21 protein-coding genes are annotated in these 24,624 nt (G+C 38.8%); 1 reads left to right on the forward strand and 20 read right to left on the reverse strand.

The features are described 5' to 3' along the window. Window positions 1–2: 2 nt before the first annotated feature. The 3 genes from ACFIKU_RS02945 to rpsO form a co-directional block, all read right to left on the reverse strand. Window positions 3–998, reverse strand: coding sequence for a class I SAM-dependent methyltransferase (locus ACFIKU_RS02945; RefSeq protein ID WP_375641626.1), 996 nt, complete (start codon window positions 996–998; stop codon window positions 3–5). A gap of 72 nt (window positions 999–1,070) precedes the next feature. Next, window positions 1,071–3,266 carry a polyribonucleotide nucleotidyltransferase gene (gene pnp, locus ACFIKU_RS02950; protein WP_375656632.1) on the reverse strand — a complete coding sequence of 732 codons (2,196 nt, stop codon included), beginning with the start codon at window positions 3,264–3,266 and terminating at the stop codon, window positions 1,071–1,073. A gap of 249 nt (window positions 3,267–3,515) precedes the next feature. Next, window positions 3,516–3,785 carry a 30S ribosomal protein S15 gene (gene rpsO, locus ACFIKU_RS02955; protein ID WP_005774142.1) on the reverse strand — a complete coding sequence of 90 codons (270 nt, stop codon included), beginning with the start codon at window positions 3,783–3,785 and terminating at the stop codon, window positions 3,516–3,518. 318 nt (window positions 3,786–4,103) lie between these two features. Here rpsO and ACFIKU_RS02960 point away from each other — a divergent pair, with 318 nt between their 5' ends. Further along, window positions 4,104–5,732, forward strand: a complete 1,629-nt coding sequence (locus tag ACFIKU_RS02960; protein WP_375656633.1) for an MFS transporter — start codon at window positions 4,104–4,106, stop codon at window positions 5,730–5,732. A gap of 456 nt (window positions 5,733–6,188) precedes the next feature. Here ACFIKU_RS02960 and truB read toward each other — a convergent pair whose 3' ends face one another. From truB to ACFIKU_RS03045, 17 genes are all read right to left on the reverse strand, one after another. Further along, a complete protein-coding gene (gene truB, locus ACFIKU_RS02965; RefSeq protein ID WP_375656634.1) occupies window positions 6,189–7,151 on the reverse strand; it encodes a tRNA pseudouridine(55) synthase TruB in 963 nt (320 codons plus the stop codon). Window positions 7,152–7,155: 4 nt separating this feature from the next. Beyond that, window positions 7,156–7,563 carry a 30S ribosome-binding factor RbfA gene (rbfA, locus tag ACFIKU_RS02970; RefSeq protein WP_375656635.1) on the reverse strand — a complete coding sequence of 136 codons (408 nt, stop codon included), beginning with the start codon at window positions 7,561–7,563 and terminating at the stop codon, window positions 7,156–7,158. A 121-nt stretch (window positions 7,564–7,684) separates the two neighbouring features. Then, window positions 7,685–10,204 carry a translation initiation factor IF-2 gene (gene infB, locus ACFIKU_RS02975; RefSeq protein ID WP_375641621.1) on the reverse strand — a complete coding sequence of 840 codons (2,520 nt, stop codon included), beginning with the start codon at window positions 10,202–10,204 and terminating at the stop codon, window positions 7,685–7,687. Continuing rightward, window positions 10,201–10,836: an RNA-binding protein gene (locus ACFIKU_RS02980; protein WP_375641620.1), complete on the reverse strand. Its 636-nt coding sequence runs from the start codon at window positions 10,834–10,836 to the stop codon at window positions 10,201–10,203. The genes infB and ACFIKU_RS02980 overlap by 4 nt, the downstream gene beginning before the upstream one ends. Continuing rightward, window positions 10,837–12,468, reverse strand: a complete 1,632-nt coding sequence (gene nusA, locus ACFIKU_RS02985) for a transcription termination factor NusA (RefSeq protein ID WP_375656636.1) — start codon at window positions 12,466–12,468, stop codon at window positions 10,837–10,839. A gap of 47 nt (window positions 12,469–12,515) precedes the next feature. Beyond that, the gene (gene rimP, locus ACFIKU_RS02990; protein WP_375656681.1) at window positions 12,516–13,166 is read right to left on the reverse strand and encodes a ribosome maturation factor RimP; all 651 of its coding nucleotides are present in this window, start codon (window positions 13,164–13,166) and stop codon (window positions 12,516–12,518) included. A gap of 127 nt (window positions 13,167–13,293) precedes the next feature. Beyond that, entirely contained in the window at window positions 13,294–13,995 is a 702-nt protein-coding gene (locus tag ACFIKU_RS02995) for a tRNA (guanine(46)-N(7))-methyltransferase TrmB (protein WP_375656637.1), read from the reverse strand. Beyond that, entirely contained in the window at window positions 13,992–15,260 is a 1,269-nt protein-coding gene (gene metK, locus ACFIKU_RS03000; RefSeq protein ID WP_375656638.1) for a methionine adenosyltransferase, read from the reverse strand. Before metK ends, ACFIKU_RS02995 begins: the two co-directional genes overlap by 4 nt. 129 nt (window positions 15,261–15,389) lie before the next feature. Beyond that, entirely contained in the window at window positions 15,390–15,803 is a 414-nt protein-coding gene (locus ACFIKU_RS03005) for a helix-turn-helix domain-containing protein (RefSeq protein WP_012754634.1), read from the reverse strand. A 148-nt stretch (window positions 15,804–15,951) separates the two neighbouring features. Beyond that, a complete protein-coding gene (gene lnt / locus ACFIKU_RS03010; protein ID WP_375656639.1) occupies window positions 15,952–17,586 on the reverse strand; it encodes an apolipoprotein N-acyltransferase in 1,635 nt (544 codons plus the stop codon). Next, entirely contained in the window at window positions 17,549–18,574 is a 1,026-nt protein-coding gene (locus ACFIKU_RS03015; protein WP_375632292.1) for a hemolysin family protein, read from the reverse strand. The genes lnt and ACFIKU_RS03015 overlap by 38 nt, the downstream gene beginning before the upstream one ends. A gap of 84 nt (window positions 18,575–18,658) precedes the next feature. After that, window positions 18,659–19,150 carry an rRNA maturation RNase YbeY gene (gene ybeY / locus ACFIKU_RS03020; RefSeq protein WP_375656640.1) on the reverse strand — a complete coding sequence of 164 codons (492 nt, stop codon included), beginning with the start codon at window positions 19,148–19,150 and terminating at the stop codon, window positions 18,659–18,661. Beyond that, window positions 19,147–20,283, reverse strand: coding sequence for a PhoH family protein (locus tag ACFIKU_RS03025; protein ID WP_375656682.1), 1,137 nt, complete (start codon window positions 20,281–20,283; stop codon window positions 19,147–19,149). The genes ybeY and ACFIKU_RS03025 overlap by 4 nt, the downstream gene beginning before the upstream one ends. Window positions 20,284–20,441: 158 nt before the next feature. Further along, the gene (gene miaB / locus ACFIKU_RS03030) at window positions 20,442–21,818 is read right to left on the reverse strand and encodes a tRNA (N6-isopentenyl adenosine(37)-C2)-methylthiotransferase MiaB (protein ID WP_375656641.1); all 1,377 of its coding nucleotides are present in this window, start codon (window positions 21,816–21,818) and stop codon (window positions 20,442–20,444) included. 40 nt (window positions 21,819–21,858) lie between these two features. Continuing rightward, window positions 21,859–22,341 (reverse strand): ribosomal protein S18-alanine N-acetyltransferase, encoded by a 483-nt coding sequence (rimI, locus tag ACFIKU_RS03035; protein WP_375656642.1) that lies wholly within the window; start codon window positions 22,339–22,341, stop codon window positions 21,859–21,861. Further along, the gene (gene tsaB / locus ACFIKU_RS03040) at window positions 22,341–23,027 is read right to left on the reverse strand and encodes a tRNA (adenosine(37)-N6)-threonylcarbamoyltransferase complex dimerization subunit type 1 TsaB (protein WP_375641676.1); all 687 of its coding nucleotides are present in this window, start codon (window positions 23,025–23,027) and stop codon (window positions 22,341–22,343) included. Before tsaB ends, rimI begins: the two co-directional genes overlap by 1 nt. A gap of 547 nt (window positions 23,028–23,574) precedes the next feature. After that, window positions 23,575–24,603: a YeiH family protein gene (locus ACFIKU_RS03045; protein ID WP_375656643.1), complete on the reverse strand. Its 1,029-nt coding sequence runs from the start codon at window positions 24,601–24,603 to the stop codon at window positions 23,575–23,577. Window positions 24,604–24,624: the final 21 nt, after the last annotated feature.

The following is a 24,624-nucleotide window of genomic DNA, read 5'->3' on the forward strand; positions in this document are numbered from 1 at the left end:
CTTTATCTACGCGCTTCAATAATTTTGAAACCATGGGCTTGTTCATGTATCAACACTGTGCGGAAAATGTTTTTTAATAATGTTTCATAAGGCAGGTGGCGGTTTGCAACAAAAAGCAGACGTCCGCCTGGTTTTAAGCACTTTGCAGCATTTATAATAAAATTTTTTCCTAATGAAACATCTGTCGTTTGTTGTGTGTGAAACGGTGGATTTGAAATGATTGTGTCATACAGATTTGTGATAGGTTCATGCACAAGGTCATGCCAATAAAAATGAATTGAAAAAGGAGCTGTTATGGATTTCAGGTGCTGTTTTGCTGCTGTCAAAGCGTTGTAGTCTGCTTCATAAAGGTCGAGAGTGGTGAGTTTTTCACTTCTTTCAAGTGCAACGTGAGAAAGATAGCCCCATCCAGCACCAAAATCAGCCGTTTTTCCAGAAATAACTTTGAGCATATAAGAAGCAAGCGCAGCAGATCCTGGATCAATACGTCCGTGTGAGAACATACCAGAAGTGGTTTGAAATTTACCAAAATTGAGCGGTGGTGAGCGTAATTGCGCAATGTTATGTCTCTCAATTTGTTGAGGAACTTGCAACCAAAATACAAGACCATGATTTTTAGATAATTTATTGGTGATGGGCACAATTGTTTTGACCCATTTCATCATTGAAGCAGCACCAGCAGTTTTATTCCCACTGATTACAATCCATCCATTGGGTTTAACGCATTCTAATAAATCAAGAAAACAATTTTGGTTAAAACCACGATATTTGCTCAAATGTAAAAATGCACCATCATAGCTGAAGGTTTTGTCTATTTGAGGAGAGCAGTGAAATTGAGTATCGACAAATTTTAAAAAATCTGGTCGCCAAGGCGTAATAACTTTTAAATTTTGTGCCCATTCTGGAGCGGGAATTTCTGTTAAACCGAAACTTAGCCAACATTGGTTTGGATCAGGATACGGGAGTTCATGATTTTCAAAAGGCAAAAATAATAACACATATGACTCTTTCAAAGAAAAATGCCACTCCAATGTTGGGATGGCATTTCATGATACGCTAAGAGGAAAAACTTACTCTTCTTTTTTCTTACGGCGGCGCTTATTTTCAGGTTGTTTTTTTTCATCAACGCACTTTTCTTCATTCATCGTTTTATCACCGGTGATTTCCTTTCCGGTTGTTTGATCAACGACCTTCATGGATAACCGAACTTTTCCACGCTCATCAAAGCCCATTAATTTAACCCAAACTTTGTCACCTTCTTTTACAATATCGGTTGTTTTGGTGACGCGTTCTGATGCAAGCTGAGAGATATGAACGAGTCCATCACGAGAACCAAAGAAGTTTATAAATGCACCAAATTCTGCGGTTTTTACAACTGTTCCTTGGTAGATAGCACCAACTTCAGGCTCATCAACAATAGAATGGATCCAGCGCTTTGCTGCTTCAATGGTTTTAGCATCAGCAGAAGCAATTTTAATGGTACCATCATCTTCAATATTAATTTTTGCTCCAGTTTGTTCCACGATTTCCCGAATAACTTTACCACCAGAGCCGATAACATCACGGATTTTATCGACAGAAATATTCATAACTTCGATTCGTGGAGAAAATTCACTCAGCTCAGCACGTGCACTGGTTAAAGCTTTCGCCATCTCATTAAGGATATGGATTCGGCCACCTTTGGCTTGTTCAAGCGCGATTTCCATAATCTCTTCGGTAATACCATCAATTTTGATATCCATTTGCAAGGCAGTAATACCATTTTCTGTTCCTGCGACTTTAAAATCCATATCTCCAAGATGATCTTCATCCCCTAAAATATCAGAAAGAACAGCAAAGCGTTCTCCTTCTTTAATCAAGCCCATAGCAATACCAGCAACAGGGCGTGCTAAAGGAACACCAGCATCCATAAGAGCAAGTGAGGTTCCACAAACCGTTGCCATAGAAGAAGAGCCATTGGATTCAGTGATTTCTGAGACAGCACGAATGGTATAGGGAAAAGATTCTTTCGTTGGCAACATGGGGTGAATGGCCCGCCATGCTAATTTGCCATGTCCAATTTCACGACGACCAGGAGAACCAAGGCGTCCCGTTTCACCCACTGAAAATGGTGGGAAATTGTAATGGAGAAGGAATGTTTCCTTATACATCCCTGTCAAGGAATCAACATATTGTTCATCTTCACCAGTTCCTAGTGTTGCAACGACAATAGCTTGTGTTTCTCCGCGGGTAAAGAGTGCTGATCCATGTGTGCGGGGTAAAATACTTACTTCTGATTGGATAGGGCGTACGGTAGAAAGATTGCGTCCATCAATCCGCTTTTGGGTATCAAGAATGTTCCCGCGAACAATGTTTGCTTGCAACTGTTTAAATACGGTTGCAATTTGATCAGCACTAAACTTACAGTCTTCTTCTGTTTCTGGCATAAATTTATTGAGGATTTCTGTCTTTAGTGCATCAATTGCAGCATAACGTTCTTGCTTATCAGTAATTGTGTAAGCTTTTCGTATATCCTTTTCTGCCATTTTTTGCATTGCTTTTTCAAGTTCAGAAAGATCTTCAGGAACAAAATCACGGGGATCTTTTGCAGCAACTTCAGCAAGCTTTATAATGGCATCAAGGACGGGTTGAAGGCCTTTGTGACCAAACATTACGGCCCCCAACATGATATCTTCCGGTAATTCTTGTGCTTCTGATTCAACCATCAAAACAGCACTTTCTGTTCCAGCAACAACAAGATCAAGTTTTGATTCAGGCATTTCATCGATATGAGGATTGAGAACATATTGTCCATTACAATAGCCAACGCGAGCACCAGCTATAGGCCCCATGAAAGGAACACCTGACAGGGTTAATGCGGCAGAAGATGCAATCATCGCAAGGATATCGGGATTATTTTCGAGATCATGCTGTATAACGGAAACAATGACTTGTGTATCATTTTTATATCCCTCAACGAAAAGGGGACGAATTGGGCGATCAATCAAACGTGAAACCAAAGTTTCATTTTCACTTGGTCGACTTTCACGTTTTAAATAGCCCCCAGGTATTCTACCAACAGCATAGGATTTTTCTTGATAATTAACAGTGAGTGGAAAAAAATCTTGGTCTGGTTTTGGACTTCTGGCTGATACAACGGTTGCTAAGACAATAGTTTCTCCATAGGTAGCAATCACTGCACCATCAGCTTGACGTGCTATTTTCCCTGTCTCAAGGGTGAGTGGACGCCCGGCCCATTCAATTTCTATCTTGTGCGTTTTGAACATTTTTTATCCTTAATGACCAGTGTTTAAGTCTTTGATTGCTCACATTCTGGTTTTGCGTAGCATACTTCCAAGATCTGGGGTGGACAACATACTTTTTATCTTTGTTGCAATAAGAGAGAAGTAAACTGCTTAAATGCGAAACGATGAGCAGTCCTATCCCATAATAACTTATCAGTTTTTAAAATTTTTAATTAAAAGCAACACGTTGAAAAAATGGGTGGTTTTTTTAACACCACCACCATTTTTCTTTTAGCGACGCAAACCTAACTTCTTGATAAGTGTCTGATAACGATTTTGGTCAACTCCTTTAAGATAATCAAGAAGGCGCCGGCGTTGAGACACCATCTTCAAAAGACCACGACGAGAATGGTTATCCTTTTTGTGAGATTTAAAGTGGTTTGTTAAATTAGAAATACGTTCAGAAAGTACAGCAATCTGTACTTCTGGTGATCCTGTATCACCAACTTTGTTTGCGTATTCTGCGACAAGAGCTTGTTTACGTTCAGCTGTAATCGACATCGTATTATCCTTTCCAAAAACGAAGAAACATAAAGTCACCCATAGCCGAGATGTCGTTCAGCAAGGGTCTGTGAGGAAACAAGAAAAGTCTAAGACTCTTACCTGTTTCCGTCCTTATATAGGAAAGAAGGTTAAAATACTAGTCCTTGACAGCATTTTGAATTCTTTCTTTAAATAAAAGCTTTTGTTTTGAAATATTGATTTAAATAGAGTTTTATGAGAAGTTTTTTAAAGAATTATGCATCCTTTTGATACAAACAAAGATTATGAGCGCGTGCGTGGTAATAAAAGTGATAAATACCGATTTGGAGGAAAAAGATGCAGAGCATTTCAACATTAAAACTTTTTCGTAATTCGGTATTTCGAAATTTATGGTCATCTACTCTTATTTCTAATTTAGGGGGACTAATACAGGCTGTTGGAGCAGGGTGGTTAATGGCGTTGATTAGTTCTTCGCATTCCATGGTTGGGCTTGTTCAAAGTGCTACAACATTACCTCTAGTTATGTTTTCTTTGATGGCAGGGGCATTAGCTGATAATTTTAATCGGCGTCAAATTATGTTGTGTGCGCAGATTATGATGATGCTCATATCCATGAGTTTATCTGTTTTAGCCTATATGGGATTTCTAACACCTTGGCTTTTGTTATGTTTTACGTTTTTGATTGGATGTGGCACAGCTTTTTATAATCCTTCTTGGCAAGCAACGATAGGAGATATTGTGAGCAGGGAAAATATTCCTGCTGCTGTTAGTTTGAATAGTGTCGGCTTTAATTTGATGCGGAGTGTTGGTCCTGCTATTGGTGGTGCTATTATTGCAACTTTGGGGGCATCGGCTGCTTTTTTCTTTAATGCTATAAGCTATATTCCTCTTATTGGTGCGTTATTTTTCTGGAAGTCGAATTATAAAAACAATCCATTGCCACGAGAAAGGCTGTTAGGAGCTGTCTCAGATGGTTTGCGTTATGTTGCGATGTCTCCTAATCTACTGAGTATTATGGTTCGAGCGTTCCTTTTTGGTATAGGAGCAATTTCGATTTTAGCACTTTTGCCAATTGTTGCGCATAAAGTTCTTGGAGGAAGTGCCCTTCTTTATGGTACACTGCTCGGTTGTTTTGGGTTAGGAGCCATGACAGCAGGTATTATTAATGCAGTTGTACGGCATCATTTTCGTTCAGAAACAATTATTGCAAGTGCATTTATTGGTTTCGCTTTTTCTTGCTTTTTATTGGGAAGCAGCCGTTCACTGATTATAAGCCATATTGCTTTATTTCCTGCAGGTTTATGTTGGGTTTTGGCGTTATCATTGTTTAATACATCTGTACAACTCTCTACACCACGCTGGGTTGTTGCACGTTCTTTAGCACTTTATCAAACGGCGTCTTATGGGGGGATGGCTATTGGAAGTGCAATCTGGGGAGGTTTAGCTGATGGTTATTCTCCAACAATTGCTTTAAGTGTTTGTTCTCTATTCTTGATTTTTGGTGCTCTTGCGGGAGTAAAATTTAGAATTCAAGAAATTCCTCAAATAGATTTAAATCCTCTTGATCATTTTAGAGAGCCGGAATTATTACTCGACCTCAAAGCAAGGAGTGGCCCGATCATGATAATGATTGATTATCAAATTCATGAAAATGATCTCGAAGAGTTTCTTAAAGTGATGACGCGTCGACGCCATATTCGGTTACGTGATGGTGCACGTCAGTGGGTCCTTTTACGAGATCTTGAAAGACCTGAATATTGGACAGAGGCTTATCATATGCCAACATGGGTAGATTATTTACGCCATAATCATCGTCGTACAAAAGCGGATGCAGAAGTCAATAAGCGTTTGCGTCATTTAAATTGTGCTCCTAACGGCATAAGAGTGCACCGTATGATTGAACGCCAAACAATACCCCAAGCCAATGAGATGCTTTTAAAAGTCTCCTCTGATCATCTCCCTTAGGGTTAAAACAGTTTTTGTAAAATATTAAATATGTTAATATTATTTCGTTCAATTTGTTAGCATAATCATAACAAAAAACTACGGATTAAATAGTTAATAAATTGATTTATAATGATTATTTTTCATGTTGAATGATAGTCCTGAAAATCTTAAGTGTTTCTCGTTTCAAATCTATTTAGAGTAAATCAGTTCAAATCTTCGCTTGCACATTACAAACGAGGGCTAAAGTGTGAGTAAAAAACGATTGAAAAAGAAATAAAAAGCCTCTTATGAATCCTTTCAAATGCAAGGATTGTTGCGACATTAAGAGGAAAAAGTGTGTAGTGGTGTTAGCTTATAGCACGGACTTAAATTTTGATATGAATACGGTAAATATAGACAATGAAAAGCACCATATTTTTCTTAATTGATAGAGAAAAATATCTTTCCGCAAAGGTGGTTGTGGAAAAGAATCGATTAAATTGTGAAAATCCGCTTCGGTTTAAATAAACTTTTGTCGAGTGTGCCAATGGCAAGAAGTTGTTCCTTATAGAGGACAAAAATCTCATCTTTATCAAGAGGTATTTTGTGATGACTCAAGAGGATAGAATGGCCTTTTATAACTCTCTGCGCTTGAGTATCATTAAGGATATAGTGAGGGAGGCAATCCAATGCGGCGCTTGTTTCAATTAAGAGCTCATCAAGTGTTGTGAAATTTTTTTCAAAAGAACGATTATTCTCATCTGTAGTGTTTTTATTTAGCGGAATGGCCGCTTTTAGTTCGTCCCATGTAATGAGATCTTCTTCATCAAAAGGTGCGACGGAAATACGTCTTAAATCAGCAATATGCCCATAGCAACCTAGATCACGTCCTATATCGCGTGCTAAAGAGCGCACATAAGTTCCTTTTCCGCAGGTTATTTCAAAGACAGAGTGCTCTTTGGTAGGCATTTCTAATAACTTGAAAGTTTCTATTTCGACTTCACGGGGCGGAATTTCAACAACTTCCCCTTCACGAGCTAAATCATAGGCACGATTTCCGGCAATTTTGATTGCTGAAAATTGTGGAGGTGTTTGCAAAATAACACCTGTATATTGAGGAAGAAGAGCAAGTATTTCTTCTTGTGTTGGACGTTTGAGAGAAGTTTTCGTTATTTCTCCCTCTAGATCATCTGTTGAACGCTCTTGTCCCCAAGCGATATGAAAACGGTAAGTTTTTTTGCCTTGCATCACGTAAGGGACGGTTTTGGTTGCTTCGCCCAATGCAATGGGAAGGAGACCAGAAGCAAGAGGATCAAGCGTACCCGCATGTCCTGCTTTTTGTGCATGAAAGAGCCATTTGATTTGTGAGACAGCTTCTGTTGATTTCATTCCTTTTGGTTTATCAAATATGACCCAGCCAGAAACAGGACGCCCTTTTTTTTTGTGTTGCCGCGCCATATCTTTAATCCTCATCTTTATCACTATGGTGAAGATCGCGTGCAACCTCAGGCGAGCGAAGGAGGGCATCAATTTTTGAAAAATTATCAAAACTATTATCAAGTCGGAAACGCAGTTCTGGCATATATTTCATTTGTCGCAACGCATGACTGATTTCTCCACGGAGAAAACGACTATGTTTATTGAGGGTATCAACAACATCGGTATGAGAAGCATTTTTAAGAGTGCTGAGAGGTGATACAAAGCAAGTAGCAATTTTTAAATCTGGTGACATGCGTACTTCAGAGATAGAAATAACAATATCTTTCAAAATATCATCAAGCAAAATATCACGCTGTAATATATGCGCTATTGCATGACGCACTTGCTCTGCTACTCTAAGTTGCCGTTGTGATGGCCCTGCATTTTTCATCAAAGTTTTATCCTTGCTACAAGATCTCTTTTTTGACCATTCAGATAAGGAAAAAAAGATATTGTGTATAAAATCTAATAACTTTTCTCATTTTACAACAAAGTAAAGTTGTTGGATTATTTTATAATGTGCGATTAATATGTTCGATACGGAAGGTCTCAATGATGTCTCCTGCGCGCATATCTTCATAATTTTCAAAGGCTATTCCACATTCTTGGCCACTTTGCACTTCATTGACTTCATCCTTAAAGCGTTTGAGTGTTTTCAGCTTTCCTTCGTGAATAACAATATTATCGCGGATAAGGCGAACACCGGCTCCTCGTTCTATTTTACCTTCTGTAACACGACATCCTGCAACTTTTCCAGTTTTTGTAATGTTAAAGACTTCTAGAATTTCAGCATTACCAAGGAAAGTTTCACGCTGTTCTGGTGAGAGTAATCCAGACATGGCAGCCTTGATATCGTCAACAAGATCATAAATGATGTTGTAATAACGAATTTCAATTCCTTGTGTTTTAGCAAAATCACGTGCCTGCTTATTGGCTCGAACATTAAAACCAATTACAGCAGAGTTGGAAGCTTCCGCAAGAGAAATATCACTTTCGGTAATTCCTCCAGCACCAGCATGTACAATACGCGCACGAACCTCATCATTTCCGAGTTTTTCCAATGCTGAAGCGATTGCTTCAATTGATCCTTGCACATCCCCTTTTATAATAAGGGAAAATTCCTTAACACCAGTCGTTTGCAATTTTGTCATCATCTGTTCAAGAGAACCACGCGAACCAGTTTGCCGCGCAACAGCTTTATCGCGCGCTAATCGTTGACGGTATTCAGAAATTTCACGTGCTTTTGCTTCATGTGTGACAACAGCAAAACGGTCTCCGGCTTGTGGTGTTCCTTGCATGCCTAAAATTTCAATCGGTGTAGAGGGAACGGCTTCTTTGACATGGCGGCCATGGTCGTCAATCAAAGCACGCACACGACCCCATTCATTTCCGGCAACTATAATATCAGAAGGGTGTAATGTACCTTTTTGAACAAGAACTGTTGCTACAGACCCACGTCCACGATCTAATTTGGCTTCAATGATAACGCCTTCTGCAGTTCGTTGAGAATCTGCTTTCAGATCAAGCATTTCAGCCTGAAGAAGGATAGCTTCGAGAAGTTTATCAAGGTTTTGACCAGTTTTAGCAGAAACTTCAACGTCCAAAGTTTCTCCACCCATAGTTTCAACAAACACTTCATGTTGTAGAAGTTCTGTACGCACTTTTTGTGCATTTGCAGCTGGTTTATCAATTTTGTTGATAGCAACAATGATAGGTACACCAGCGGCTTTCGCATGATTGATTGATTCAATCGTTTGAGGCATAACACTATCATCAGCGGCTACAACGAGAACAGCAATATCGGTAACACGAGCTCCACGTGCACGCATAGCCGTAAAAGCAGCATGTCCTGGTGTATCAATAAAGGTAATTTTTTGACCGTTTTGTTCTACTTGATAGGCACCAATATGCTGCGTAATACCTCCTGCTTCGCCGGAAACAACATTTGCTTTACGAATAGCATCCAAAAGAGAAGTTTTTCCGTGGTCAACATGGCCCATAATGGTTACAACAGGGGGGCGCTGCTGCATGTTTTGAGGATTATCTGTTATATTAAAGATACCTTCTTCTACATCAGATTCTAAAACACGTTTAACAGTATGTCCAAATTCAACAGCGATGAGTTCGGCAACATCTGCATCAATGACATCGCCAGGTTTCATCATTTGTCCTTGTTTCATCAAGAATTTAATCACATCAACAGAACGCTCAGTCATACGTTGTGCGAGCTCTTGAATGGTAATCGTTTCAGGAAGAACAACTTCGCGAGAAATTTTTTCTCTTGGTTCTTGATTTTGTGCACGCTTAAACTTTTCTTGTCTACGCCGCATTGCAGCCATTGAGCGCCCACGTGCGCTTCCTTCTTCATCCAGTGCACTATTCAGAGTTAGCTTTCCGCGTCGCCGCTCATCAGCTCCTTTGACAACTTTTGGTACACGTATTTCTGATTTAGCAGGATTAGCACGTCGACTATGCCGTTCTTCCTCTTTATTTTCATCTATTTTGCGTTTTTCAACCACGGTTGTGTTTTTAGGCGCAATAGGAATAGCTGTCTGTTCAATGAGAGGGGGAACAGGTGGAGTCTGTGCTGGTGATATTTCTTCTTCTTGTTGGAGATGTATTTCTTTTTCTTTAATTTCTTGCTGTAAAATTTCTTCACGCTCTTTAGCGCGTCTTGCTTCTTCTTCGGCTTGTTCTCGCGTTATTCTTTCTTGGATATGTGCTTCTTCTAACGCGCGAAGTCTCGCTTCCATTTCAGTCGATGAAAGATTGCTTTTGGCCACAGATTCTTGAGGTTTTTTCCTCTCAAAACGCGGTTTAGAGCGCTGGGCGGCCACGTGCGGCTTTGTAATGGGCTGTGCGGTTTCAGCTTTTTCATCAGGTCGCGTAATTTTACGCCGTTTGGTTTCGACAACGACAGCCTTCGTACGGCCATGACTAAAATTTTGTTTGACCGTGCTTGTTTCCAAGACAGACCTCTTGAGAGTTAGTGTCTTCTTGACGGTTGTTTTGTCGTTGTTATTTTCACTCATTGTACTTCCTTCACGGCTTGTGCCGTCATCTCACTAGGCTTACTATGCTTGTCGTCACGATAGCTGATCAATTTATATGTCGTTTTGAGAAATCCTTCGGCAGCTTTTGTATCCAATAAGGCCGCGTGCATTACAGGATTAGAGCCAAAAGCCACTCGCATTTCATCACTTGTAAATAAAGATATGGTTTTTATAGTCCGATTTGTTTGTTGTTGTATTGAATGAATGGCCTGTGCAATTTTTCGTTTCCCATCTTCTGTTGTTTCTTTAGCATGAAGTACAAGAATAACTTTACCAGAGCGGATAGCAGCATCAACCTTTGTTGCTCCCATAACAATTGCTCCCGCTTTTCGTGCCATGGAAAGGCTTGAAAGAGCGGCTTTTAGTAAAAGCGTATCAACAACATGCACAAGATTTGGCGCAACCTCAACATCTGTTTTAAAATTTCTATGAAAAGCTTTCTGTTTGATTGCTTTCTCAATAACAGCGTGATGGGCAGAAACCCAAACGCCTCGCCCTGGTAACTTCGCTTTAAGATCGGGAACAATTTGGTTATTGGGACCAATAACAAAACGGATCAGCGTTTGTGCTGAAGCATTTTTTCTGGTCACAATGCAAGTCCGTTCATTCATTTAAAGTGTATCCACATCCAAATCATCTGTTTTTTCATTTTCTGCAGAATTTCCATCTTCTACAGGATTTTCTGTAACAAGATCAGCTTGGTCTATCCAGCCTGCTTGTACACGTGCGGCTAAAACCATAGCTTCTGCATCCGCGCGTGTAATGTCAAAAGGGGTTAAAATACCAGAAAAATTCTGTGTTTGACCTTCTTTACGTTCTCTCCAACCCGCTAAATCATCAACGGCATAGCCAGCAAAGTCTTCTATTGTTTTTACACCATCCTCACCTACAGCAACTAACATAGCACTTGTCATTCCAGGAAGTGTTCGCAATTCGTCAGAAACTCCAAGCTTTTTGCGTTTTTCATCAAGTTCTTTTTCTTGATGATCAAGATATTCGCGGGCACGACTTTGGATTTCAGCGGCGGTATCATGGTCAAAACCATCAATAGAAGCGATTTCTTCAAGATCAATATAGGCGATTTCTTCAATAGAAGAAAAACCCTCTGATGCCATAACCTGTCCGATCATTTCGTCAACCTCTAAGGCTTCCATAAACAATTTACTCCGTTCAGTAAATTCTTTTTGACGATTTTCAGATTCTTCCTTTTCCGTTAAAATATCAATGTTCCATCCTGTTAGTTGCGAAGCCAAGCGAACATTTTGTCCACGTCGTCCAATAGCAAGACTAAGTTGATCATCTGGCACAATAACTTCAATCCGTTCAGCATCTTCATCAAGGATGATTTTAGACACTTCAGCAGGTTGCAGTGCATTAACGACAAATGTTGCCGCATCAGGCGACCAAGGAATAATATCAATTTTTTCGCCTTGTAATTCAGCAACGACAGCTTGTACACGACTTCCTCGCATTCCAACGCATGCTCCAACAGGATCAATGGAACCATCGCGTGAAACAACGGCGATTTTAGCTCGTGAACCTGGATCACGAGCAACAGATTTGATTTCTATAATACCATCATAAATTTCTGGCACTTCCATAGTAAAAAGTTTTACCATAAATTGGGGATGTGTGCGTGAAAGGAAAATTTGCGGTCCACGCGTTTCACGGTGTACATCATTGACAAAAGCACGAATACGATCTCCATAGCGGAATGATTCACGAGGAATTAATTCGTCACGGCGCACAATAGCTTCACCACGCCCTAGATCAACGATAACGTTACCATATTCCACACGCTTAACTGTACCAGAAATAATTTCACCAACTTTATTTTTGAATTCTTCATATTGCTGATCACGTTCTGCGTCGCGTACTTTTTGTACAATAACCTGTTTAGCAGATTGTGCTGCGATACGTCCAAAATCCATAGGAGGTAAAAGATCAGCAAAAAAATCACCAATTTTTGCTTCTTCTTGATGTTTGAGAGCATCAGACAAAGTAATTTCCGTTGTATAGTCTTCAACGACATCAACGATTTTAAGCAGGCGCTGTAATTTAATTTCACCTGTTTTAGAATTGATTTCAGCACGGATATTGGTTTCTTGACCATAACGAGAACGTGCTGCTTTTTGAATAGCATCAGCCATCGCAGAAATGACAATTTCACGGTCGATTGACTTTTCACGTGCAACAGCATCTGCAATTTGCAGAATCTCAAGCCTGTTAGCGCTTGTAGCCATCAATTTTCTCCTTCTTTGTGCCACACGATGGGTATTCCCCTGTGATATTATTTTTTGAAATTGAGCGTCTGTATAGAGTCGTTAGCGTTCTCTTCGGCAATGAATTGTTGACTTAAAGCTTTATTTTTTTTCAATGCATCGTGAATAAGCTCATCGGTAAGCACTAAATGTGCATTTATGATATCACAATAGGAAATAGGGGTATACATGGCTTCTCCATAAGCAGCTTTATCAGTATTCAAAATAAATCCATCTTGCGTGATATTTGTAAGTGTCCCGCGAAATTTTCGGCGCCCATCAATTGTTGTTTTGGTTTCAATTTTTGCAAGATGCCCTTGCCAATGAAAAAAATCAGATTTTCTTACCAATGGACGATCAATTCCAGGTGATGAGATTTCTAAATGATATTTGCGTTCAATAACATTTTGTACATCAAGGAGGGGGGAAACAGTTCGACTAACAGTTTCACAATCTTCTACGGTCATAGAACCATCGGCACGTTCAACCATAATTTGAAGTGTTAAACCATTTTGACCAAGAAGTTTCACACGAACCAAACGAAAACCTAAAGGTTTAAGTAGTGGTATGACAAGAGCAGCAACCTGTGCTTCGATACCATCTTCTTCAAACAGGCGTGGTTCGTCAAGATTGCTTATTTTTTCAGCTTCGTTCATACATTTTATCCAAGTTGTTTTCATCAGTTTTATGATATTAAAAAAGAGCGGGTCCAACGGCCCACCCTTCATCATAAGACCAAGAATTTAACTATTGATACTCCTAAATTCAAAATTTTTCAAGTTGTTTATGAGAAAAGCGCTTGATCATTTATTTCTTGATAAAGGTAAGATAGGCAGGCGTTCGTCCTTCACGTAAAGCTTTTGCTTCATAGCGGGTTCCTTTCCATAGTGGATAAGGGAGTTTCCAGTCTTGAGGGCTTTCTGCTTTCCATTCAAAGTGATCATGTTGTGCACAATGGTACAAAGTCCAGTTTACATAACTGTCTATATCACTAGCAAAGCGAAAAATTTTTCCTATTTTAAGAACACGAGCAAAACGGTTAAGATTTTTTATGTTGATGAAACGTCGTTTCCAGTGTTTCTTTTTTGGCCAAGGATCAGGATAGAAGAGGTCTATTCCATCAAGAGAGTTATCAGGGAGCCAATCAAGGAGGCGTGTAGCATCATCATTGTAGAGGCGAAGATGATTTTGATGGTTTTGATGCTGTTCAAGAGACAACAATATTTTTGCCATGCCATTGATAAAGGGCTCGACGCCGATAAAACCGGTTTTTGGAAAATATTCCATTTCATGAAGTAAATGTTCACCTCCACCAAAGCCGATTTCAAGTCGAATTTCCCTTACTTGACTTGGAAATAAGGATGTAAGGTTTGAGGGAGGAGGGACATTTAAATCAATATTAAAATTGGGAAGAAGCATTTCTATACGTGTAAGCTGACTGTTTCGAAGCTGTTTTCCTTGTCTGCGTCCAAAAAATGCTTCACTCTTGCGTGTATTATGTTTAATCATGGGATTTGGATCATTGTTTGAAGCGTTTTCACGAGATCAGTTTTTTCCCATGAAAACGAACCATCGTGTTTTGGTTTACGTCCAAAGTGACCATAGGCAGCTGTTTTTGCATAAATAGGTTTATTGAGGTCAAGATGTTTTCGAATGCCGGTAGGTGAAAGGTCCATTATTTTGCGAATGGCTTCTTCAATAACTTTTTCATCGACTTTTCCTGTTCCATGAAGATTAAGATAAATAGATAAAGGTTGTGCAATACCAATTGCATAAGAGAGTTGAATGGTGCATCGCTCTGCTAAATGAGCAGCAACAATATTTTTAGCCAGATAGCGTGCCGCATAAGCTGCAGAACGATCAACTTTTGTTGTATCTTTTCCTGAGAAAGCACCGCCTCCATGGGGTGCTGCGCCTCCATAAGTATCCACAATAATTTTGCGTCCTGTTAATCCGGCATCGCTTTGAGGACCACCGATGACAAATTTTCCTGTTGGGTTAATATACCAACTGCATTGAGCCGCAATGGGAATATCATGTAAAGCTTGGCGAATGTAAGGTTCCACCACTGTACGCACCTTACTGGAATCCCAGCTTTCATCGAGGTGTTGCGTTGAAAGAACAATGGATGTGACCTCTATCGGTTTTCCATTTTTATAGCGTATGGTTATTTGGCTTTTAGCATCGGGTCCTAATTTTCCAGCTTCTCCCTCTCCTTTATGACGGGCTGCGGCAAGAAGTTTGAGAATTTTATGCGCATAGTAAATTGGCGCAGGCATGAAATCAGGTGTTTCACGGCAAGCATATCCAAACATGATACCTTGATCACCTGCTCCTTCTTCACCATGCCGATCCGTAGCATTATCAACCCCTCTTGCTATGTCAGCTGATTGAGGGCGCAAAAGAACATCAATTTTAACAGTTTTCCAATGAAATCCTGCTTGTTCATAGCCAATAGTACGAATAGCACGGCGCGCTGCTGTACGAAAACGCGTAGGATTAATGAGTGGAAAGCCAGTTTCATCATAGATAAATTTTTTATTTTTATCTTTTTTTAATAGCGTATCGGGAACACGCACTTCACCAGCGATAACAACACGGTTGAAACTGACGAGAGTTTCACAGGCAACGCGTATTAACCATGGATCAATACCAGTCTTTTCAGCTTCTTTATAGATCATATCAACGATTTCATCAGAAATACGATCACAAATTTTATCAGGATGTCCTTCCGATACCGATTCGCTCGTAAAAAGATAATCTTGATGCGGCATAGGAACTCCTTCAAAAAAGAAAATCAACGATTTAATTAATTGCTTACTAAAGTTGTCACGATTGGCTAATTCTACAGCAAATCGTCAATGCAAATTTATATGAATAAAGGGGAAAGATATAATTTTAATTTATAGCTTATTTGTCAAATCTTCCTCAGAAAGTGCTTTTGCCAAGTCAATAATTTTTCGACGCACTTTAGCATCAGATATATTTGTAAAAGCGCGCATGAGCTGAATCCCTTCGCTGCTAGAACAAAAGTCTATAAAATTGTGATCACTTTCAGCAAAACCCTCTACTTGTTGGGAGGTAATACCTTTATCAAAAAAGTAAGAAACAGGAACATCCATAATTTCCGCTATCGCTTGAAGACGACTGGCACCAATACGGTTTGTTCCTTTTTCATATTTTTGGATTTGCTGAAAAGTAATTCCTAATTTTTCGCCTAGTTTCTCTTGAGTGAGTCCTAAAATATTACGACGTAAACGGATACGAGTTCCAACATAGATATCTATAGGGTCAGGTTTTTTTCTAGTTTCGGTCATAATGCAACTCTTTATTTCCAGCACTTTTCTTCTAAACCAACATCATATTTATACGAAGCTGATTTATCATATAATTAAAATAATATGTAATATTTTTTCCCAATATTACTGGTACACGCAACATAATACCGTACAAGGGGCACTTGAATCACTTAAGCTGCTTTGTAAAACCAAAACCAATACGACACAATAGCATAAGGATGAATAAGATAAAAGTAGAGAAAGTTCTGTATTCATTGCTTCCTATAGGGGTAATGGATGATGGAACTTGTGAATCAATAATGCCCACAGCATTTTGTTGAAGAGCTACAACGATTCGTCCATAAGAATCAATAACAGCGGATATTCCATTATTGGCTGCCCGTATGAGGGGGATTCCCAGTTCAACTGCACGAAGCTGTGCTTGTTGAAGATGTTGATAGGGGCCCGGTGTTACACCAAACCATGCATCATTTGTAATATTAATAATTGCTTGAGGCGGGGATCCTTTAAAAGTCATTTCATGGGGAAATATTGCTTCATAACAAATCAAGGGTAGATAAGAAAATCCGTTTGGCATTGTAACAATTTTGCGCACACTTGCAGCACTATATCCACCAATATTATCGGCAAGGGTACGCAATCCAATTTTTTTCAATAGATTCTGATACGGAAGATACTCACCAAAAGGAACCAAATGAAGCTTATCGGAAGTATTTAAAATATTACCTTGAGCATTAATGACTGCAATTGTATTAAAATATTGTGTTTGGGAATGGGGTAGATCATTGCTGGCGCGTATTGCTCCGACAATAGCCCATTGCTTAGGTTTTAAAAGAGAGGCAATGCGCATTGTGATAGATGAGTTATCATAGAGAAGGTAAGGAACGGAAGCTTCGGGCCATACGATAAAATCGGGTTCTGAGTTTTGATCGGTTGTTGGCATTGCACTTAGATTCAGATGTGCTTCCAACATAGCTTCTCGTGTATTATCACGCAATTTTATATTTTGTTGGATAGAAGGTTGAACAATGCGCACCCAATAAGAACTTTTTTGATTTTCAGCTGTGTTTTCTATAGTATGAAGACGATAAAACCCAAAACCACTATGAATGAATATAAGTGATAAGCAAAGAGAAAGTGCTGCTTTCTTTTTTTCATCCGTTAATAAAACAGTTGGCAAACTGTAGGCTAATACAGCAAGAATATTTATTCCGTAAAGTCCCACTATTGCATCAGATTGCATGAACATTGGGGTTGGCATGGCTGTATAGCCAAGAGCATTCCATGGAAATCCTGTGAATAAAAACGCACGCAACCACTCGGCTAATCCTAATGCAAAGGCTAAAACAAAAAAGCGTGCTATTCCTTTTGTCCATAATAAACCGACAATGAAACCAGAAAAAAACCAATAAAGAGAAAGGTAGAGTGGGGGGCCTAAAATGGCTAATGGAACTGCCCAACCAAAAGAATCTGGATCTGTTAATAAAGCATTGCATAGCCACCAAAATCCGCAAATAAAATAACTAAAACCAAAGGTTCCACAGCTTAAAGCGTAAGTAAAGAAATGTTTTTCATTGTTTTTAGTGTCCCGTATTGAGTCAAGTAAAACAATAAAGAGAGGGAAAGTTAAAAAGCAAAGAGGTGTCAAATAAAAGGGTGGAAGTGCAAAAGAAGTAAGAGCACCGCACAGAAATATCCATGCTTGGCGCTTCCAACCGGTAACAGAGGACAAAAAAACGATGAAATGGTTTAAAAACGCTGGACTATTCTTTAGGGATGGCATTGTTCTCAAGATTTTCATTTTTTGGAATGCGAAAAATACGCAATCGCTTAATCCGGCGTTTATCAGCTTCTAAAATACGAAATCGATAGCCAGGTACAGCTTCGACAATTTCACCTTTGGCAGGAATGCGATCAAGAATGGAGACGATCAAACCACCAATAGTATCAACTTCATCACCATATTCCCCTACGATAAAATCAGGACCAAGAGCTTTCTCCACATCTTCTAGTTCAGTTCTTGCATCAACGAGCCATTTATTATTTGGTTCACGTACGATAGCATTGTCGACATTATCATGTTCATCTTCGATATCCCCAACGACTAACTCAACAATATCTTCCATTGAAACGAGACCATCTGTTCCCCCATGTTCATCAATAACTAAAGCCATTTGTGTTCGTGTAGTTTGCATTCGTGTTAATAATTTGCTTGCAAGCATGGAACTTGGAACAAAAAGAACTGTTCGGATCAAATCCAATTCACCGATTGGAGTATGCAAGTCTGTATGGTTTAATTGAAGCAAATCGGATTTCTGTTCGGTTTTTGTTGGGTTGATAATAAAGCGAGTCATGTAGTTAAGAATATCGCGGATATGAATCATGCCGCGCGGATCATCTAAAGTTTCAGCATAAACAGGTATGCGAGAATGACCAATTTTTGCGAAACATTTAAGGGTTTCTCCAAGAGAGGTGTTTATTTCTAATGCTTCGATTTCAGAACGAGGTATCATAACATCATCCACGCGTGCTTCACGTAAGCGTAAAATGTTATGCAGCATAGTACGTTCTTCAGGTGAGAAGAGGGCAGTATCTTTTTCATTGTTAGTCGTGAGTGCAACGGTAAGATCGTCGCGCAGTGATGTAGATGCACAATTACGACCACGTAAGAATGAAAATAAATGATTCATCAGGGAATATTTCTCTGTATGATTCGTCTGTTGAGAGGGGTCTTTTTCATTATTAGAAGATGCTTGACTATTATTTTGTGCATTTATTTTGTTTGCCATGGTTTTGAAATCTTCTAGACTTTCTTTTTATAATAGATAAATAAGAGGCTTTAAATGGTATGCTGGTAATACTGATTTTAAAAGTTAAATTTTATCATTGATAGACAATTCTGCGTAAGGATCTTTTATGGAAAGCTTTTGAAGAATTTCTCTTTCGAGCTTTTCCATTTTATATGCTTCATCATCAGTTTCATGGTCATAACCAAGCAGATGCAAGATACCATGAACAATCATATGCGTTAAATGGTCTTGAAATGTTTTTCCTTCTTTCTCTGCTTCGAAAACAACAGTTTCTCGGGCAATAATAATATCACCGAGCATGGGACCAGGTCGATTTCCAGCTTTAAGTGGAAAAGCAGGAAAGGATAATACATTAGTAGATTTGTTTTTGTTGCGCCATTGTGCATTGATTTGCGCCATATGTTCATCATTCGTAAAAAGCAGGCTAATCTCGCTTACAACATCTTCCAATGAAACATGATGCATAGTCGTCATTAATGCTTTTTCAGTGATATTATAAAGCATTTTCTCATCATTCCACCCTGCGCTTTTAACCATTATATCAATAATAATCATGATGAATCAAACTCATTTTTTAATGTATCATGTTCATCATCGCATGCGAATGATTTTTTGTTATTTTTTATCTCGGAATCACGATCATAAGCACGAACGATAGCAGCAACAAGTGGATGGCGTATAACATCTTTTTCATCAAAATGTACAATTGCAATATTTTCTACATTTGAAAGAATGCGAATTGCTTCAATAAGACCTGATTTTTGCCCTGTAGGCAAATCAATTTGGCTTACGTCACCGGTAACAATCATACGTGTGCCTTCTCCAAGACGTGTGAGGAACATCTTCATTTGCATGGGCGTAGTATTTTGTGCCTCATCAAGAATAACAGCAGCATGGGCAAGTGTTCGTCCGCGCATAAAGGCAAGAGGAGCAATTTCGATGACACCAGAAGCTAAAATGCGCTCGACTTTTTCAGCAGGCATCATATCATAAAGAGCATCATAAAGTGGTCGTAAATATGGGTCGACTTTTTCTTTGAGATCACCGGGAAGAAAACCAAGATGTTCTCCAGCTTCAACAGCCGGACGCGAGAGAATAATTCGCTCAATGATACCACGTTCTAGAAGCATAGCAGCATGAGCAACAGCAAGATAAGTTTTACCTGTTCCTGCTGGTCCTACACCAAACACAAGTTCAGTATGCTCCATAGCGCGTATGTAAGTATCTTGTGTTGGAGTTCTTGCATGAATTATTTTTTTATGGGTACTTAACCGTGCTGGTATACGTTTTGTTGCAGATTTGTGAGTTATTGTGTCTTCTTTCTGCTTCTTTGGTATATTTGCCATAGCAAGCGCTCCTTTTATATCTGATAAAGTGAGCTCTTGATGTGTTTTGGCACGTTCATAAAGTTGCTGCAATACATATTGCGCACGTTTTATAACAGAAATATTTCCACGGATTAAGACTTCATTACCACGCGGATGAATACTAAGTTCGAGTTTTTTTTCGATATAAGCGAGATTTTCGTCAAATTTACCAAAAACCGCTTTTGCATATTTGTTATTTTCGAAAATCAAAACAACTTGGCTCAGATCTGAAGCGCTTGTTTGTTTCAAGGTATCAGCCTTTTCACGGGACATATTTACATTTTCTTTAATACGCTTTATTTTTTCGGTTGAAGCTTTCAGCCTATTCTCCATATCTACATAAATATTGCACATTTTGTTAAGTAAACTTTATAAAAGACAATTTTTTACAAAAGTGCACGCTTTAGATGTAATCATTTTCTTTTAAAATAAAAGAGTTTTCCAAAATATTTATTGTGAACAAGGTTTTAGAGGCATGTTTATCTATTTGTCACTTCACCAACAAAACTGTTTGAGCTTGCATTTTTAATATGAATTTCTATCATGCTACCTGTAGAGGCTTCTGTATCGACGACAACAGGTAAAAGCCAAGGGGAACGTCCTACCATTTGCCCTGAGTGACGTCCAGATTTTTCGATGAGAACATTCGTTTTTTGACCAATTTTAGAACGCAAAAACGCATTTTGTTGCTCAAGGAGAAGGACTTGTAAATGTTGAAGGCGGGCATCTTTTACAGATTCATCAACATGATTTTTCATTGTGGCTCCCACTGTTCCAGGACGGGGGGAATATTTAAAAGAATAAGCTGAACTGTACTGTACTTGTTGAATAAGTTTAATGGTTTCTTCAAAGTCTTCATCTGTTTCTCCTGGAAACCCTACAATGAAATCGCCTGAAAAGGCAATATCTGGCCGTGCGGTTCGAATTTTTTCGATAAGATGAAGATAATGAGAGCTTTTGTGTTGGCGGTTCATAGCTTTTAAGATGCGATCTGAACCAGATTGAACAGGAAGATGGAGGTAAGGCATTAACATATCAAGATCTCGATGCGCGGCAATAAGGCTATCATCCATATCACGTGGGTGGCTGGTTGTGTAACGCAAACGCTTTAAACCATCGAGTTTTGCAAGATGATAAAGCAGATCGCCAAGACGCCAAGTTTTGCCATCAGCACTTTGTCCATGCCAACCATTGACATTTTGTCCAAGCAGCGTAATTTCTTTGACGCCCGCTTCGATGAGTTGAAGGGCTTCTTCAGTAATTTGCTCAACGGATCGTGATATTTCAGCACCGCGTGTATAGGGCACAACACAAAAAGTGCAAAATTTATCGCAACCTTCCTGTACTGTTAAAAATGCGCTAACACCTCGTTTTCTCACTGCATGTTTATTATGGGGCGGCAAATGAGCAAATTTATCTTCAACAGCATAGTCTGTTTCGATAATTTTTTTTCCTTGTTTGGCTTTCTCTAACAATTCTGGCAAGCGATGATACATTTGCGGACCAATAACAAGATCCACTGTTGGAGCACGGCGCAAGATTTCACTTCCCTCAGCTTGTGCAACACAACCCGTTACACCAACCATCAGGGGTTTATCAGGTGTGCGCTCTTGACGCATAACGCGCAAACGACCGAGATCAGAATAAAGTTTTTCTGCTGCTTTTTCACGAATATGACAGGTATTCACAAGAATAAGATCGGCATCATTGGGAATTTGTGTTGTCACATAGCCTTGCGAACTGAGACTATCAGTCATCCGTTGGCTATCATAAACATTCATTTGACATCCATAGGTTTTGATAAAAACCTTTTTTGGAGCAACAGGAGGCGTATTTTTAGGATTTACTTTATTCATAGCGCATGTGTAAATGTTTTTTACACAAATCTCAATCTATTTACTTAAAAGTTTTTTGCATGATAATTGCATCACCACGACCATTTTTTGACGGGTAATAGGCAAGACGTTTAGAAATTTTTTGAAATTCAAAGCGTTGATAAAGGTTCAAAGCAGAAAGGTTTGTAGCTTCTACTTCCAAGAATAATTTTATAGCGCCCTTGTCGTGAAGATGGTGAACTGTACGATCGATAAGAAAGGTACCAATTCCTTGTTGACGATAATGAGGATGAACAGCAATTGTGATGATTTCTGCTTCATCAAGGATGAGACGGCATAGGCAAAAGCCTAAAATGTGATTAGAGCGATTAATGAGAAAAACTTTGTATCCGAAGATAGAGTGATCTGTTAAGAAATTATCAAAAGCTTGTTTTTTCCAAGAAGGGGTAAAACAATGTTGATGAATTTGATGAAGAGAAGCACTATCATTAACTTGTAGCGGAGCAATTCCAAAATTCTTTTTTGTCAATGAAAACTTGGACATTATTTTTTTTGTGGTAAAGCAAAATTGGTTTGTTGTTTTGCATCAGCGCTGCGTAGATAGAGTGGGCGAGGCGAATTTTTTGATTGTTTGTTTGCAGCAAGATAAGCATAGCTTACAATATCAGCCGCTTCGCAGGGGATTTTTTCTAAGACAATTTTTTCATTTATTTTATAGTTTTTAATATGCTCCACCACGACATCAGCAGCTGGGCCAGTCAGTCGGGTTTTTTTTGGCAAATCGTCGAGGATATTTTCAATTGTTTTTAATCCCGGCGCTCCCAAAGGTGTGAGATCATTATGAAAATTTTGATGGTAAAACATCTCTCTCCCTGCTTCAATGACAACAGTAATTGCTGATGCTGTACTTTTACTGTTTATTACTTGTGCTGCTAACGCTTCAAGAGCACTCACTCCAATAGCTGGTATCTCAAGTGCTAATGCCAAAGCGCGCGCTGTTGCAACACCGACACGGACACCAGTAAATGATCCAGGTCCAATATTGACAGCAATACGCTCAACTTGATCAAGAGTCATATTGGCTTGTGTCATTATTTGTGTAATCTGCCCAATAAGTTTTTCAGCATGCCCTTTGTTCATGCGCTCATTGATACGCGCAATAACAGATTTATGACGAATAAGCGCAACAGCGCAATAGATTGAAGCAGTGTCTATGGCAAGGATAAGCATAAAAATATTGTAGTTGAATAATATGATAAACAAAAGGCCTGCTGTATTTTTTACTCTTTTTTATTTTATTGTACATTTTGCAATAGTTAAAGTCACTTATAAAACAAATAGATAACACTGTTTTTTGAAGTTTTTTATTATGTCTAGTCTATATTTAATATTCTTTTCCTTATTGAATGCGGGGGAGATTTAATTTTCATTATGCTTTGTTGTATAACAGAGTAAATAACAACCATTTGAAGGGAAGAAATCGTGAGATCACATTATTTTTCCCAATAAGAGCACATTCATTAGCTTTTTGTAAAAAATTGATTTTGGTTAGAGTAGAGTTTTTAATGAATGATGTATTTCAGTACTATGATACTTAGTTATAAGCAATTTGATAGCTTTCTGTACTATATTAAAGCGCATTAAATTTTTTGTATAGAATGATAGCAAATTCTTTGAAATTTTAGCTTAGTTTGGTGAAAAGGCTACCCCAATACTAGCAAATATTGGGGTTTATTGTGTTCTACATTGAAAAAAGCAAAAGTATTTAAGGGCTATTTCAAAATATTATCTGATTTAAATCGATTAATTTTATCATGATAAAACTACAAGCTCCAAGGGTGAGTATGGAGCAGGTTGAAGCTAAGATAACACGCCATCCTGCTTTTTTCAATGAGCGGATATCAACACCTAATCCTAAAGCTGCCATTGAAATGACCGTGAGCAGTTGAGCGATAAGTCTGATCGGGTTTATAGCCGCTTCAGGGATAAGTCCGCTTGAACGAATAAGCATCATGATAATAAAACCGATGATAAACCATGGGACAAGGGTGTGTAGACGTAAGCGTGTTTGTGCTGATCGGCGATAAATGATGGATAGAGTAAAAATAACAGGGCCTAACATGAGAACGCGTACTAATTTAACAACAGTTGCAATTTGAACGCTCACGAAAGATATTGGCGCTGTTGCTGCTAAGACCTGTGGTACGGCATAAACTACCATGCCAGAAAGCACACCATATTGACTAAATGACAAGTTCAAAAATAGATATAAAAAAGGGAGAAGTAAAATAATAACAACTCCTAAAAGAGCAGTAAAAGCAATTGATGCAGCTACTTCTTCGTGTTTTGCTTTAATAACAGGTGCAACGGCAACGATGGCTGAGTTACCACAAATAGCATTTCCGCAAGCAACAAGCATTGCTAAATGTTTAGAGAGCCCGCAGATTCGACCAATGGCAAAGCTAAGGATAATCGTTACGAATATAACGAATATGATGCTAGAAAGTAAATTCCAACCGGCTGAAAGCACTGCGTTAATGCTAATGCTTGCTCCTAGAAGTACGATAGCAATTTCAAGAAGTGTTTTGGCACAAAAAGTTATACCTTTTTGAAAATATGTTGGCAAAGTAAAACAACTACGGGTAACAGATCCTAAGAGAATTGCTAAAACAAGACTTTCAAGCCATGCTTGCCCAAAAAGCTGCTTTTCCACGACTTCTAAACCATACGCTAAAGCTGATATGAATAAACATACTAAAATACCAGGACCAAGGTCGTTGAAAAATAAGAGTTTTTTCTTTAGCATTTGAATATTCCCCCGTCATTA

It is taken from the genome of Bartonella sp. CM120XJJH (genome assembly GCF_042194715.1).
GTDB lineage: Bacteria > Pseudomonadota > Alphaproteobacteria > Rhizobiales > Rhizobiaceae > Bartonella.

What these genes read in the sequence shown, in the direction of transcription:
- pnp (WP_375656632.1), bottom strand. Translation starts at nt 3,266, where the DNA reads ATGTTCAAAACGCACAAGATAGAAATTGAATGGGCCGGGCGTCCACTC.
- rpsO (WP_005774142.1), bottom strand. Translation starts at nt 3,785, where the DNA reads ATGTCGATTACAGCTGAACGTAAACAAGCTCTTGTCGCAGAATACGCA.
- ACFIKU_RS02960 (WP_375656633.1), top strand. Translation starts at nt 4,104, where the DNA reads ATGCAGAGCATTTCAACATTAAAACTTTTTCGTAATTCGGTATTTCGA.
- truB (WP_375656634.1), bottom strand. Translation starts at nt 7,151, where the DNA reads ATGGCGCGGCAACACAAAAAAAAAGGGCGTCCTGTTTCTGGCTGGGTC.
- rbfA (WP_375656635.1), bottom strand. Translation starts at nt 7,563, where the DNA reads ATGAAAAATGCAGGGCCATCACAACGGCAACTTAGAGTAGCAGAGCAA.
- infB (WP_375641621.1), bottom strand. Translation starts at nt 10,204, where the DNA reads ATGAGTGAAAATAACAACGACAAAACAACCGTCAAGAAGACACTAACT.
- ACFIKU_RS02980 (WP_375641620.1), bottom strand. Translation starts at nt 10,836, where the DNA reads ATGAATGAACGGACTTGCATTGTGACCAGAAAAAATGCTTCAGCACAA.
- nusA (WP_375656636.1), bottom strand. Translation starts at nt 12,468, where the DNA reads ATGGCTACAAGCGCTAACAGGCTTGAGATTCTGCAAATTGCAGATGCT.
- rimP (WP_375656681.1), bottom strand. Translation starts at nt 13,166, where the DNA reads ATGAAAACAACTTGGATAAAATGTATGAACGAAGCTGAAAAAATAAGC.
- ACFIKU_RS02995 (WP_375656637.1), bottom strand. Translation starts at nt 13,995, where the DNA reads ATGATTAAACATAATACACGCAAGAGTGAAGCATTTTTTGGACGCAGA.
- metK (WP_375656638.1), bottom strand. Translation starts at nt 15,260, where the DNA reads ATGCCGCATCAAGATTATCTTTTTACGAGCGAATCGGTATCGGAAGGA.
- ACFIKU_RS03005 (WP_012754634.1), bottom strand. Translation starts at nt 15,803, where the DNA reads ATGACCGAAACTAGAAAAAAACCTGACCCTATAGATATCTATGTTGGA.
- lnt (WP_375656639.1), bottom strand. Translation starts at nt 17,586, where the DNA reads ATGAAAATCTTGAGAACAATGCCATCCCTAAAGAATAGTCCAGCGTTT.
- ACFIKU_RS03015 (WP_375632292.1), bottom strand. Translation starts at nt 18,574, where the DNA reads ATGGCAAACAAAATAAATGCACAAAATAATAGTCAAGCATCTTCTAAT.
- ybeY (WP_375656640.1), bottom strand. Translation starts at nt 19,150, where the DNA reads ATGATTATTATTGATATAATGGTTAAAAGCGCAGGGTGGAATGATGAG.
- miaB (WP_375656641.1), bottom strand. Translation starts at nt 21,818, where the DNA reads ATGAATAAAGTAAATCCTAAAAATACGCCTCCTGTTGCTCCAAAAAAG.
- rimI (WP_375656642.1), bottom strand. Translation starts at nt 22,341, where the DNA reads ATGTCCAAGTTTTCATTGACAAAAAAGAATTTTGGAATTGCTCCGCTA.
- tsaB (WP_375641676.1), bottom strand. Translation starts at nt 23,027, where the DNA reads ATGCTTATCCTTGCCATAGACACTGCTTCAATCTATTGCGCTGTTGCG.
- ACFIKU_RS03045 (WP_375656643.1), bottom strand. Translation starts at nt 24,603, where the DNA reads ATGCTAAAGAAAAAACTCTTATTTTTCAACGACCTTGGTCCTGGTATT.